Origin of the sequence: Pollutibacter soli, assembly GCA_029269725.1 — a bacterium.
In the GTDB taxonomy this organism is placed as follows: Bacteria; Bacteroidota; Bacteroidia; order Chitinophagales; family Chitinophagaceae; genus Pollutibacter; species Pollutibacter soli.
Genome location: JARJHS010000011.1, coordinates 15,336 through 29,281 on the forward strand (window position 1 = coordinate 15,336; position 13,946 = coordinate 29,281).

Sequence of the window (13,946 nt, forward strand, 5' to 3'; positions counted from 1 at the left end):
CATCCAACGCAGCAATTGAAAAAATGAAGCGTCGATAAGAAAGCATTACCGGCATCACCGGTAATGCTTTTTAAGAATGCCTCGCAGCTCACAAACTTCATTACAATTTTTAACCACTATGTTTAAGAACTACCTGAAATCGGCCTGGAGAAATCTCAAAAAAAGTCGCGTGTTTTCCCTGATCAATATTCTTGGTCTGACCATTGGGATCACCGTGTGCATGATGATATTTCTTTTTGTGATGAATGAATTCAGTTTTGACAAATTTCATGCAAAGGGAGACAGGATTTACCGGGTGATGCGAGGATTTGATAAGAACAAAGAAGCGGCACCCTGGCTTTCCGGCCCATATGCGACTGCGCTATTAAACGACTTTCCTGAAGACATTAAAATGGCCGTACGTGTGTTGCCGTCGAACGACCTGATCACCATAGGTGATGTTTCATTCAACGAGAAAAAAGTATATATCGCTGACTCGACATTCTTCCGGATGTTTTCTTTTCCCTTTATCCAGGGAGATCCGAACACCGCATTGAATAATCCCAACAGTATCGTTCTTACCGAGACTACTGCAAAGAAATACTTCGGCAGCGTCGAAAATGCGATGGGCAAAACAGTAGAGTTTAATAAAAGCAGGCTGCTGAAGGTAAACGGTGTGACGAAAGATGTACCTGCTAATTCCCATCTTACATTTGATCTCGTAACTCCTCTTTCATTTTATTATAACCAAGCCTGGTTCCCGGTTTGGATCAACAATAACAACTTTACTTACGTGATGCTTGGCGAGCATTCGGATAAAGCGAGACTTGAGAAAAACTTCCCACAGTTCATGGAGAAATATATGGGGAAGGATATGGAAAAACTTGGCGCGAAATTTACGCTTGCATTAACTCCGATGAAAGACGTGTATCTCGGTGTGGGATCTACATTTGACCCGGTAAAACATGGAGATAAAAATGTAGTTTATATATTCCTTTCTATTGCTGTTCTGATTTTATTGATTGCCTGTATCAATTTCATGAATCTCTCTACGATTCGCGCCGTGGAGCGTTCACGGGAAGTGGGTTTGAGAAAAGTGTTAGGTGCTGTCCGCAAACAGCTGATCGGTCAGTTTATCGGTGAATCCATTTTACTCACCACAATTTCAAGTTTGCTTGCATTGGGAATATTGCAGATTATCCTCCCGTTGTACAATAACATGCTCGATCAATCGCTTGTTGTTTCCTGGAACACGCCGGTGATCTACTTTTTTCTTCTGGGGACAATCCTGGTTGTTGGGATCCTCGCAGGAAGTTATCCCGCATTTTTTCTCTCTGCATTCAAGCCTATTGAATCGTTAAAAGGAAAACTGAAACTGGGTAAAGGTGGATTCTTTTTCCGTCAGTCGCTGGTGGTAGTACAGTTCAGTATCACTGTGATTCTCATCATTGGCACCATCATTATCATGAATCAAATGCGGTTCGTACGTAATAAAGAATTAGGTTATGACAAAGAACAGACTGTTGTTATCAAAATCGATAACAATCCGTTCTATGAACACAGGAACACATTCAAGAATGAATTGCAGAGTCGCAATGACATTTCTTTTGTGTCAGCAATGTCAGGTGAACCTGGAGGATTCTTTGATCAGCACACATTTGAAGTCGAAGGTCAGCGTGATGTATTCAAATCCAGAACCGAGTTTGCTGATTTTGAATTTGTAAAAACACTGGGATTAAAAATCATCGCAGGTCGTGATTTTTCCGGATCATTCCCAACTGATACGACTGATGCGGTACTGATCAACAAAACCGCAGCCACCCAACTTGGGTTCACACCAGACCAGGCGGTTGGTAAATGGATTAAGAATACTGTTCGCGATACTGCCAGGAGAAAAGTGATCGGAGTTGTGGAAGATTTCAATTTTCTTTCTCTGAAGGAAAATATGGATGCATTGATCATTGCACCTAATGAAGATCGTCGTGTAGCGCTGGTAAAAATAAAATCGAATAATATCCAGGCATCCATGAATACGATCAAAGACGCCTATAAAAAAATTGCCCCTGATTATCCCTTTGAATATAGTTTCCTTGATCAGAAATTTGATGAGATGTACAGGGCCGATCTTCGTCAGCAGAAACTGCTGAGCATTTTTTCAGGACTGGCTATTTTCATCGCATGTCTTGGTCTTTTCGGACTGGCTTCTTTTACAGCAGCAAAACGTTTCAAAGAAATCGGCGTACGTAAAGTATTGGGATCATCAACAGAAAATATCGTGATGCTGTTATCGAAGGATCTGCTGAAACCGGTAATGATAGCAACATTGATTGCGATACCCCTTGGTTACCTGGCGATGAGTCGCTGGCTGGAAAATTTCGCCTATAAGACACCGTTAAGCTGGTGGATCTTTGCGATAGCGGCTATGATTACTTTTGGAATCGCATTGTTTACGATTAGTTTTAAAGCAGTGAAGGCAGCGTTGATGAACCCGGTGAAGAGTTTGAGAACGGAATGAGGACAGGCTAAAGTAAGAAGGCAATTGAGAACAGCCGAAGCTGATAGGGTTATGTTTGAGATATTGAAGAGCGGGAACATCGGGAAAACAACGGTGTGCGCTTGAGTAACAGCTGAGCGCTATTGAAATTTCATGTATTTTCCTGGCAGATTTTTGGACATGAATTTAAATCTGCATGAATTTTCAGTTGCCGGATTGATTCACCAGCGTAGGCCAGCGTTTTACGTTCCACGTTACACAATCTACTTTCAGCTCTTATGATAAAAACATATGTCAAAACAGCACTTCGCCAGGGCTTCAAAAACAAAACTACCAGCCTGATTAACCTGGCCGGTTTGTCAGTCGGGATGGCGGCGGCGATATTTATTTTCATTTGGGTTCAGAATGAGCTTTCTCAAAACAATTATCATAACCGGAAAGAAGACATCTTCCGTATTACGAATGCTATCGCCATCGGACCGGATGAATCATGGATCTGGGAGAACTCGCCATTGCTGATGGCGGAAACGGCTACCAAAGAAATTCCGGAGATTGAAAAAGCAAGTCGCATTGTGATTAACGAATGGGGCGGACCGGTAATGAATATCGACAACAGATTATTCTCTGAAAAAACGTCAGCCTATGTCGACAAAAACTGGTTTGATATTTTTCACTATGATTTTGTACAGGGCAGCGCAGGTGCATTTTCCCAAGATCGTTTTGGAATCGTACTTACACGATCGAAAGCAAAAAAATATTTCGGGAGTGAAAATGCGGTTGGCAAAATCATACAACTGGACACAGTAAATTATACCGTTCGCGCGATAGTAGAAGACAATCCGTCAAATTCAAGTTTCCGGTTTGATATTATGATGCCGGTGGAAAGTCGTCTCTCCGATCCCAACGTTTATAAAAATGATAAAAACTGGAATAATTTCGGATACATTACATTTATCCAGCTGAAGCCCCATGCATCACAGGTAGCGGTAACAAAGAAATTAAATGATATTTACAAATCGAAACGCGAAAACAATTCTTCAACTGCGTCGATCACTCCTTTAAAGGATATCTATTTTCAGTCCGAACTGCAGTCGTCCTCTATGCCTCGTGGCAACAAGACAACCACCTATATTTTTGCGATCCTTGGAATACTACTGCTTTCGACTGCCTGTATTAATTATATCAATCTTACTACAGCAAAAGCAAGCATGAGGGCGAAAGAGATTGGAGTAAGAAAAATCACCGGTGCAGGAAAAGCCCAACTTTTTTTCCAATTTATAATGGAGTCACTGACCATCTGTTTTTTTTCATTGCTGGTGGCACTTATGCTCATGCACGTAACACTTCCATGGTTCAATGATCTCACTGGCCAAAACTTTAGCTCTCCCATCACATCTGTTTCGGTATGGAAAGTGATGGGCATCGCTTTACTTTTTACAACTCTCATGAATGGAGTGTACCCGGCTTTGCTTTTATCTTCTTTCCATCCATTAAATGTATTCAGAGGCATTTCTGTCCTGAAAGTAAAAGATGGATTTGTGCGCCGCGGTCTGGTCGTGTTCCAGTTTTCGTTATCGATCTTGTTGATCACCGGTACAATAGTGATTTCAAAACAACTCAATTACATTCAGAAAACCAATCCCGGATATAATGTTTCACAGGTATTGGGGATGCAGATTCCATGGAAAGGAAAATTTTCATTCAGGAGTGAGGAGAGAAAGCATCTGATCACTTCGATGAAACGTGAGCTTGAAGTGCAGAGTAGTATTTCGGAAGTAAGTATTGGTGGCAGCGAGATCGTCAATGTGACATCTGCCAGTTCAGGTAACGCAGATTGGGATGGTCGCGACTCTGCATTCAACCCAACAATAGCACACCTGAGTGTTGATACCGGATTTCAAAAGCTTTTTAAACTGGAACTTGTGCAGGGAAAATGGTTCACGGGCGAAAAAACCGATGAACATAATTTTATTCTGAATGAAACAGCGGCACGTGAATTTAATTTTCAAGAGCCTGTTATCGGCGCAAGATTTACCTGGGGTGGTGACACCGGGAAAGTCATTGCCGTGGTAAAAGATTTTCATTACAAAAACCTTCATGAAAAGATCGGACCGATATTGCTGAGCAATAATAAAGGAAGCGATTCTTACATCTTCCTCCGAACCAGTGCTGGAAATATTCCGGCCGCTATTGCCGCAGCCAATACTGTTTGGTCAAAATTTATTACAGATCAACCTTTCAATTATCATTTCCTGGACGACAGCTTCAATACTTTATATCAATCGGATCTCAAAACATCAAAACTGATTTTCATTTTCTCAGTACTCGCAATCATTATTTCGGCGCTTGGTTTATTCGGACTTGCAACATTCACGGCAGAAAGACGTACAAAAGAAATTGGTATCAGGAAAGTATTGGGAGCAAGTGTACTCCAGATCAGCAGGTTGCTCTCAACAGAATTTTTAATCCTGGTTTCCATTGCAATATTGATTGCAACTCCTATTGCCGGATGGTTAATGAATAAATGGCTGCAGGGTTTCGCCTACCGGATAAGCCTGACCGCAAATATTTTCATTGCTGCAGGGGGACTGGCACTTTTGATCGCTTTTGTGTCTGTTAGTGTCAGGGCCTTTCACGCGGCAAATACGAATCCGGTGAAGAGTTTGCGAACGGAATGATGGAAGGCAGGAGGCAATAGGGAACAGCCGGGCCCTGAGTTTATAATAACCTTGCATGTAAAGACAAAACACAGAGGGAACAACGGAGTTTCCACAGAGGAACAGCCGGGCCCAATCTCTGCATTTCCTCTGTGGGCTGTTATCTCGGCTGTTACTCCGTGGTTTGTCTTTTATAAAAGGATGTCAATATAAAGTTCTGACTAACACTTAGCAATACCCGCTTCCGCATAGGCCGGCTGTTCCGGTACCTACTTAGCCCGCTGCCTGTTGGAGCAAATTGAACATAGCAGGAATATGCAACAGCAAGCTTGATGCCAGCACCTATCAACTAAATCTCCTGCCCTGCCTGCTTACTATTGCCTGCTCGAGGAAAATTCCCTATCTTACCCTGCCCTGTCTAACCAAAACTAAACCAGAACATGAAAAAGTTCTTAAAGTTCCTGGCGATATTGCTGGGCGTCATTATCCTTGCAGTTGCCGGTTTGGCCACTTATGTAAAGACAGCATTGCCAAATGTTGGTCCACCGCCTGATCTCAAAGTTGAGTTAACTCCGGAAAGAATAAAAAGAGGTGAATACCTGGCTCATCATGTCACGCTCTGCATGGATTGCCATAGCAGAAGAGATTTTAGTTTATTTAGCGGCCCTCTCGTACCAGGCACTTTAGGTGAAGGCGGGGAAGCATTCACACCCGCCCAGGGATTTCCCGGAAATTTTTACGCACGCAATATTTCTCCCAGTCATTTAAAAGACTGGACCGACGGGGAGATATTTCGCGCCATTACCAGCGGCGTGAACAAAGACAACAAGCCGATTTTCAGTATAATGCCCTGGCAAAATTATGGCGGGATGGATCCTGAAGATATTAAGGACATCATCGCATACATACGCTCAATACCATCACAACCAAACGATCCGCCGAAATCAGAGCCTGCATTCCCGATGAACTTTATACTGAACACCATTCCCAAAAAAGGCGAAGGTGGAAAACGACCTGATCCATCTGATGTTATTGCTTACGGAAAATATTATACGATGGCATCGGGCTGCAATGTTTGTCATACCAGACATGAAAAAGGTCAGATGGTGGGAGAACCATTTGCCGGTGGTTTTGAATTTGGATTTCCGGATGGCTCTGCAGTGATTTCGCCGAATATTACACCTGATACAGAAACCGGAATCGGTAGCTGGAACGAAGAAACTTTTCTTACTAAATTTAAACAGTACGCAGACAGCAATTATCATCCCACTCCGTTGAAACCAGGTCAAATGCAAACTGTAATGCCCTGGACCATGTATGCATATAAGGACAGTGCAGAACTGAAAGCGATCTATGCATATCTGAAAACGCTGAAGCCTGTAAAAAACCAGGTGGTGAAATGGAAACCGAAAACATCTTAATCAGATGATGCTTACCTTTCAGTAGTGAATTCAGAAGCTGTTTCCATTTTTAATCAACACTGGCGCATTTACCGGAAAATGCTTGAGCATAACTATATGCTCAGTAAGGAATTCATTGCAGCGATTGATGAAATATTTATTCCATTCTACGATAGAAAAATCGATATTCTTGATCTGGGATGCGGAGATGCATTTGTACTCGCTCCGCTGCTGAAAAAGTTTTCGTCTGCAAAATATACGGGTTATGATCTGTCGGAAACTGCACTGGCAATCGCTTCCAGCAATCTTCACAGCGACGGGATCCATGCCGTTTTAAAAAACGGAGCGATGGAAGAATTGATTAAATCGGAATCAAACCGGTTTGATTTTATCTGTAGCAGTTTTGCAATTCATCACCTTTCAGATGAGATGAAAAAACAGCTGTACCTGGATTGTTATCATCGTTTGTACAAAGGCGGTACTTTTATTTATATAGATGTATTCAGGCGTTTTGGTTGGTCCAGGGAACAATATCTGAAAGAATATTTCAGTTACGCAAAAGATCACTGGCTCGCTTTAGATGCGGAGGAAATGCACCTGGTACAGGAACATGTAAGCAACTATGATTTTCCTGCCAATTTAGAAGATGCGATCACCTGGCTCACGCAAACCGGATTTCATTTTGTGGGTGAACGTGTGCATGATCAATTCCATCATATGCTGGAATTCACCAAAGAATAAGATTTCCTGACAAGTCCCCTTTTTTGAACAGCTGACACTTGCGGTGACCATCATTTTTTTCCCGCAGATTGCGCGGATGGAAGACGCAGATTTTCGCAGATACTTCTCTGCGATATCTGCGTGTATTTAATCTGCGTCGATCTGCGGGAAATACTGCATCCATAGAAGGCAGGCTTACAACTAACCAGCACACCTGATAAAAGATCGATCGTTTATTTTTTGCCTGCTGTTTCAAGTCGCTTCAGCTCAGCAAATGCTTCATTTTCGTTGGCATCACTGAATTTTTCTGTTGATGCCCCATAAGTTTTTATTGCAGATGTTGTATCTCCTTTCAGCAGGTATGCCTTCGCCAATAGATTATAATTCACATAGTATGAGCCATACTCTTTGATGTTGAACTGTAGCAGCTCAATAGCATCCGAATATTTTTTTATCTCCATCAGCATTTCCCCTGCTTCCCGAAGGCCATTGCGTCCTGCATCTCTTAAATTGTAACGATAATAGTTTTGAGGGTCCGAGGTCAGCTTTTCATAAAACTGAATTGCTTTTTTTGATCCCTGATCTTTTCCTATCTTAAAAACTATTGCACCATAATCTTCTTTAGGCTTGTTCAAAGGTTGTTTTTTTGCCAGCACATCCTGGAGGTATTCCATCGATACTGCAACAACAACGCCCTTTCCCGTTCTGCCATCCGATGAACCGGAAGACGAAATGCCGATAAGCATGCCATTGGGATCGACAACAGGTGATCCACTGGCACCAGGCCGGTAGGTCGTCATATCTCTTTCAATAAGTATATCAGTTCCCGGTTTTCTCAGTATCCGACCTTCATATACTTTAGCTGCTGAATCCGTATAGTCGGCACTGATGAAGAAAACTTTTTCACCTGCTTTCACGGGACTGAATCTCGGTTTCAATGATCTGATCGAAGGGGAAATATTTTTCACGGTGAAAAAGATCGCATCTCTTTCCATGATTGTTGATCCAGGTCCTTCGAGTATTTCTGTTGAATCTTCATTGATCATCTGATCGATTGTCGCGAAAACGCTGTCATTGCTTTTGGCGATCATCTTCCATGACTTCAGTTGATCATTGATCTGTACAAACGGACTTCTTTTGTTTTTAGCTATCCACAAAATATGTTTTGCTGTAGCGGCGAGTTTATAGCTGCCCATATCGATGATGAAACCTGTGCCCGCATAGGAAAATGAAGGATCGATGTAGTGATCGCCATTTTTAAATTCAACGATATTCCGAAGCGCGACTTTTGAAGGATCGTTTACCTGGGCTGGTATCTGTGCTCTTGATTCAACTGAGAATAGGAAGGAGATTAACAAGAGCCGGATGTTATTTTTCATGCTGAAGAAAATGATATCACCTCAAACTTAACCTCTTCGGTTTTTAATATAGAAAAGAAATTGTAAAATGAATGTCTCAACTTGTAAAATCAATGTAAAATTGCCAGCTGCCATCAGAATATTCTAGATTTACAAATGCAAAAAGAATACTGACCTGTCGATGATAGATACCTGATTGCGGATCTGTCATAAGCATGGTTTTCTATTTAAATATTACTGAACAAAATATCGCATATGCTTGAGATGGTTATTGAAGCGCGGATGGCTTCTATCGCAGAGGGGATGAACGTACGGCGTATTCTTCCTTTCAGACTTCGACGAATGGTGGGGCCGTTTATATTTATGGATCACGCAGGTCCGGTAGATATACAACCACAGGCTGTCGCAAAGATGGATGTGTTGCCTCATCCGCATATCGGGCTATCGACAGTAAGTTATCTTTTTGGAGGACAAGTGACGCACAGAGACAGTCTGGGTGTAGAACAAATCATTCGTCCGGGTGAAGTGAACTGGATGACAGCAGGAAAAGGCATTTCTCATTCCGAAAGATTTGAAGATCCTGCAGCGCTTGCCGGTGGTGAACTGGAAATGATCCAGACCTGGGTCGCACTACCGGAGAAAGATGAAGAATCATCTCCAACTTTTGACAATTACAAACCTGAACGATTACCCATATTTACAGAAACAGGAATCTGGATGCGACTGATCGCAGGCGATGCGTACGGATTGAGAAACGATGTAAAAACGCATTCACCTTTGTTCTACCTGCATGTGATTCTTGAAAAAGGCAAACGATTTGCATTGCCGAAGGAACATACAGAAAGGGCGATCTATATTGCCAAAGGAAGCATTGAAGTTGCGGGACAAACATATACAGCGGGCCAAATGCTTGTGTTTACTAAAGACAATGATGATGTGTTTCTGGCAAAGGAAAATAGCACATTGATGTTGCTCGGTGGAGAACCTTTGGGGGACAGATATATCTGGTGGAATTTTGTTTCGTCAAGAAAAGAAAGAATTGAGCAGGCCAAGTCTGACTGGAAAGAAGGAAGAATTATTCTGCCGCCAAACGACAATCATGAATTTGTGCCATTGCCGGAAGACAAAACCAAACCCGCGGGCGGACCGCCGCCACAGGCTTTGTCTTAAATGGATACTCTTAGAATTGCAGCGACCTGAATTTTCCCGCAGATTCGCGCTGATAGAATACACGCAGATTCACGCTGATATTTCAACTGTATTTCTGATCTGCGAAAATCTGCGCGCCTTTTGATCTGCGATAATCTGCGTGAGATTCCTTGCCGGGAAATCAGATTTTCAGAACAATAAGGGTGCTTTGGCAGTTCTCTTTTCCCGCAGATTCACCTGATATTTCCACTTAATTTATGATCTGCGAAAATCTGCGGGAAACCATCTGTTTTAACAGAGAATATTCTCCATTCTTAATGTTGAATTTCCCTTTTTCCCCGCCAGCTTCGATGCTATTTTCAGTTTTAAACAAACTTGAAAATGACTGAAAACGAGATCTCATATGAGTTGAGGGGGAATGATTTTCAAAATCTACAATACACTTGGTCCGGGATTGCTGGAATCTGCTTATGAATTTGCAATCATACGTGAATTAAATAAAAGAGGGCTAAAATTCAAGCGACAAGTAGGATTACCTATGTACTATGATGGTGACAAGTTGGATATCGGATACCGTATCGATTTTGTAGTGGAAAATAAAGTTATTATCGAAGTAAAATCTGTGGAAGCTTTAGCAAATACTCATCACAAACAAATTATCACTTATCTGAGACTGTCCGAGCTTAAATTGGGGTTGCTTGTAAATTTCAATACAGATAATATTGGTAACTCTATTATAAGGAAAGTTAACAACCTTTAATGCTGCGGAAGACTCCTGAATTGAGACCCAAATTTCCCGCAGATCGCGCTGATTGAATACACGCAGATGAGCGCAGATTTTAAATAGCGTTTTTCTCATCAGCGAACATCTGCGCGCCTTTCGATCTGCGATTATCTGCGGGAAACCCTTTGAATTGAAACGACCTAATTCTCCCGCAGATCGCGCTGATTGAATACACGCAGATGAGCGCTGACATACAATTACAATGTCTTGATCAGCGAAATCTGCGGAAACCATGAGCATTCCGGAGAAAACGTCACTTATCAATCCTGAAAACCCTCAACGAATCATTATTTACTGCCGCAAGCAATAAACGTTTGCCATTTATTAAATTGATGAGGGACATATCCCTTACATCTCCATCGATAATAAAACCTGATTTAACAGGAGGAACAGGTATGAATGTCTTGTCCTTAGTACCCTTTAAAAACAAACCATAACAAGCATCATACCTTCCGGTGATCACATCTGCCTGGTATTCATTTCCGGCAAGTACAAGATCCTTAAAACCATCCTTGTCAATATCGTCACAGATAATTGCATTCACGGGCGCGAACTGAGCTTCCGTTGGCAATGGATGTTTTACAAATTTTCCGTTACCGGTATTTTCAAAAAAGCAGCTGCGTGTTTCATCGCAATACAATTCTTTTATTGCGTCCTTCGGCTTACCTTTAAAAATCTCATCGTATCCCGCAACTGCATAATCCTTATACAAAAGAAATTTTTTCTTGATCGACGGAACCTGTTCCGCAAACAAAGACCTGCTGATGGCTGGAAAAGATTTTCTTACTCCATCAGCACCTTTGAGATAATAAAACATCACCGGATCAACAATTCCATTGCCATCGATATCGGTACTATATACACGCATTGGCTCAGCAGCACTCACTTTATAAACACAATTCAATCCAAGATTTCCTGCTATAATATCAGGATCTCCATCTTGATCAACATCGTCTACAGTGATGGTTCTCCACATGCCATTCATTTGCGAAAGCCCTGCCGAGACTGTCACTTCCTTTAAAACACCCCTGTTACCGGGAAGTAGTATCAAGCATGCTGGTGGACATTCTTCCTGTATTCCGTATTCTGTATTCTTAAACAGCAAGCAGATATTTCACAATGAACCTGTTCACCTTCTTCCGGTTTTCTGTTTCTGTTTTCAGTGTTCCGTTTTCTCCTAAAGGTTTGCGTACTGTTTAATAAAACTTACCCAATCAATGCCGTAAGGAATCGTAAGAAATTTTCCTGCCGGCGTGATTAAAATTTTTGTGGGATAACCTTCGACAGGATACGTGTATTCAATTTTCCCATCAGACATCGCGACCGTAAACGAATACCTTTTTTCTTTCATATAGGAACTTACTTTCGCTTCGGTATCCTTGCAGGCGACGGTGAGTAATGATATTTTACTGGGGTTGAGTAGCACCAGCGAATCGTAAAATTTCTGCAACTGTGGATGCTCTGCCCGACAAGGCAGGCACCAGGTTCCCCAGAAATCAATCAGCACCCATTTTCCATGTTGCTGCATCGTCGAGAAAACAGTTTTATCCAATTGCCTGATCGAAACGTTGACCGGTGCATTTGCCTTTGCATCAATTGCATTCTGCCAATATTGATTGAAACCGGTAGATGACATATTTATCTTAGTATAGTAATCGCGTAATTTTTCCTTATAGGCAGGCTCTATCAGGCTGGCTTCGAGGAACAAATCAAGTGTTTTCTGATGATCTGAAGATGAACTCAACAGGTAATCGACATACTCTGTTTTAAAGCCGGATATTTCTTCACCTTTATATAGAAACATCATGTCATAGAAATAGGCGGAGTACACTCTCCTGTCGACAAGATCCGGACTGTAATTAAAAGCTTCTTTAAGGTATTTCTCTTTCTCTGCTGGAATTATTGCCTGGTTGGCTTTTAAATTATTTACGTAAGCAAAGAGAAACCGATACCATGCCCTTCTTTCCAAATCTGCACTTTGCGCAGTATCAGAAAGTACAACCTGGCCCTTTTCCAGTTTTGAATAGATTTCTGAAAACAACTTTTCATTCTCCGGTTTCATTTCAGGATTTTCAGAAAGAATAGAAGAGATCAACAATCCGTAGCGTCCTGCACTATTGGCATATAAATCACCGATAAGCTGGCTCTCTGCGAAATCCTTCACAATTTTTCTGAGTTCAGGTGTATTTTTTCTGTTATCCTGAGCTGCTATCCATAACGACATAGGCCTGATCGTCTGCTGCATCATCGCTGATGTATCCGTTCGAAGATGTTTCAATATTGTTTTATAAAACTCACTACGCCGCCTGACCGAATCAGGATTTTTACTTTCCTGTACAGGATATTCTATAAATGATTGTGCAAAATTTTTATGGATCAGGTCATCGAGATAAGAAAGATATTTTGGATTGGAAGCGAGTCTATGGGCATAGTAATAAGCCGAATCGCTGTTGGGCTCATTGTAAACAAAGTTCTGGAACTTGTTGAAATAACCTCCAGGGCTTTCGGGAGGAGGAGCGAATGATTGAGCAGAGACTGAAACAGAAACAGGGAACAGAAACAGTGGGCAAATTATTCTTAGTAATGGCATATTCCGGAATTGTTTTTAGAAAGAAATCATCGACTTCAATTACTTCACCAATGCACAAAGAGTATTTTTTCGAAATACTCCATAAATGTTTAACAACTAATTTTTTCAATCCATTCCAAGATCGTCGCCAAACTTTTTTCCAGGAGTTATTTCTTCCAGACTTACACCACTTTTTTCAGAAATAAGAATATTTATTACCTGCTCCATTTCCTTTCTGTTCATTCCTGCTCCATGTGCCAAAGCTGACAAATTCTTTGCCAGCACGCATTTGATAAAACCACGCATTTGTGTATTTGCAATTACAATTCTTTTATGATCTAATGCATCTGAAATTAATACAGTGTAAATGATTCCAGCGAGGGGAAGAAGAAAAAGCCAGCGGCTATAGTCAAAAAAATTAACCAATACAAATGACAACGCCAGACCTCCAATAATGGTAATGATACCAAAACTATTCAGAAACAAATACCATGGTCTCGTGAGTTCAAGATCGGGCAGATGCAATACATGCCTTTCAGCGAATGCATAATATATCTGTCTTCGGTTTTGTTCGGGAAAAATATCGGACACATTGCTATCAGTTGTCACTTCATTCCTGGAAATATTGAACTCCCGTTGAAATCCATTCCGCAATTTGTAAAACAAAGATTGCGATTTACAATTGCCGACCCTTCTCCCTTCGACATGTTTCCATACAACATGATGAAAGTCACCTTCAGTGTAAACTTTTTCACATTCGCGATCGGGTATACTTATATTGAATGCTTTCTCAACTTCCATTACAAGTTCAACAGAATCCATTCCCATAGCAGACA

The 13,946-nt window shown here is 41.5% G+C and carries 10 protein-coding genes; 6 read left to right on the forward strand and 4 right to left on the reverse strand.

Annotated features, from left to right (window positions below):
• Positions 1-118: 118 nt before the first annotated feature.
• The 4 genes from P2W82_RS21355 to P2W82_RS21370 all read left to right on the forward strand — a co-directional run bounded on the left by P2W82_RS21355 (position 119) and on the right by P2W82_RS21370 (position 7,271).
• Positions 119-2,494 carry an ABC transporter permease gene (locus tag P2W82_RS21355; protein WP_336517979.1) on the forward strand — a complete coding sequence of 792 codons (2,376 nt, stop codon included), beginning with the start codon at positions 119-121 and terminating at the stop codon, positions 2,492-2,494.
• Positions 2,495-2,751: 257 nt separating this feature from the next.
• Positions 2,752-5,151: an ABC transporter permease gene (locus P2W82_RS21360; protein WP_336517980.1), complete on the forward strand. Its 2,400-nt coding sequence runs from the start codon at positions 2,752-2,754 to the stop codon at positions 5,149-5,151.
• Positions 5,152-5,570: 419 nt separating this feature from the next.
• Positions 5,571-6,551 (forward strand): cytochrome c, encoded by a 981-nt coding sequence (locus P2W82_RS21365; protein WP_336517981.1) that lies wholly within the window; start codon positions 5,571-5,573, stop codon positions 6,549-6,551.
• A 24-nt stretch (positions 6,552-6,575) separates the two neighbouring features.
• The gene (locus tag P2W82_RS21370; protein ID WP_336517982.1) at positions 6,576-7,271 is read left to right on the forward strand and encodes a class I SAM-dependent methyltransferase; all 696 of its coding nucleotides are present in this window, start codon (positions 6,576-6,578) and stop codon (positions 7,269-7,271) included.
• 212 nt (positions 7,272-7,483) lie between these two features.
• Here the strand turns inward: P2W82_RS21370 and P2W82_RS21375 are convergent, their stop codons facing one another.
• Entirely contained in the window at positions 7,484-8,629 is a 1,146-nt protein-coding gene (locus P2W82_RS21375; RefSeq protein WP_336517983.1) for a trypsin-like peptidase domain-containing protein, read from the reverse strand.
• Between the two features lie 234 nt (positions 8,630-8,863).
• On the opposite strand from P2W82_RS21375, the gene P2W82_RS21380 reads away from it, so the two are divergent.
• Together P2W82_RS21380 and P2W82_RS21385 are read left to right on the forward strand one after the other, a co-directional pair.
• A complete protein-coding gene (locus tag P2W82_RS21380) occupies positions 8,864-9,778 on the forward strand; it encodes a pirin family protein (protein WP_336517984.1) in 915 nt (304 codons plus the stop codon).
• Between the two features lie 397 nt (positions 9,779-10,175).
• Entirely contained in the window at positions 10,176-10,517 is a 342-nt protein-coding gene (locus tag P2W82_RS21385) for a GxxExxY protein (RefSeq protein ID WP_336517985.1), read from the forward strand.
• A 277-nt stretch (positions 10,518-10,794) separates the two neighbouring features.
• Here P2W82_RS21385 and P2W82_RS21390 read toward each other — a convergent pair whose 3' ends face one another.
• From P2W82_RS21390 to P2W82_RS21400, 3 genes are all read right to left on the reverse strand, one after another.
• Entirely contained in the window at positions 10,795-11,592 is a 798-nt protein-coding gene (locus P2W82_RS21390) for a hypothetical protein (RefSeq protein ID WP_336517986.1), read from the reverse strand.
• Between the two features lie 126 nt (positions 11,593-11,718).
• Complete coding sequence (locus tag P2W82_RS21395) at positions 11,719-13,131, reverse strand: TlpA family protein disulfide reductase (protein ID WP_336517987.1); 1,413 nt, start codon at positions 13,129-13,131, stop codon at positions 11,719-11,721.
• 105 nt (positions 13,132-13,236) lie between these two features.
• Positions 13,237-13,938, reverse strand: coding sequence for a hypothetical protein (locus P2W82_RS21400; RefSeq protein ID WP_336517988.1), 702 nt, complete (start codon positions 13,936-13,938; stop codon positions 13,237-13,239).
• Between the last annotated feature and the right edge of the window lie 8 nt (positions 13,939-13,946).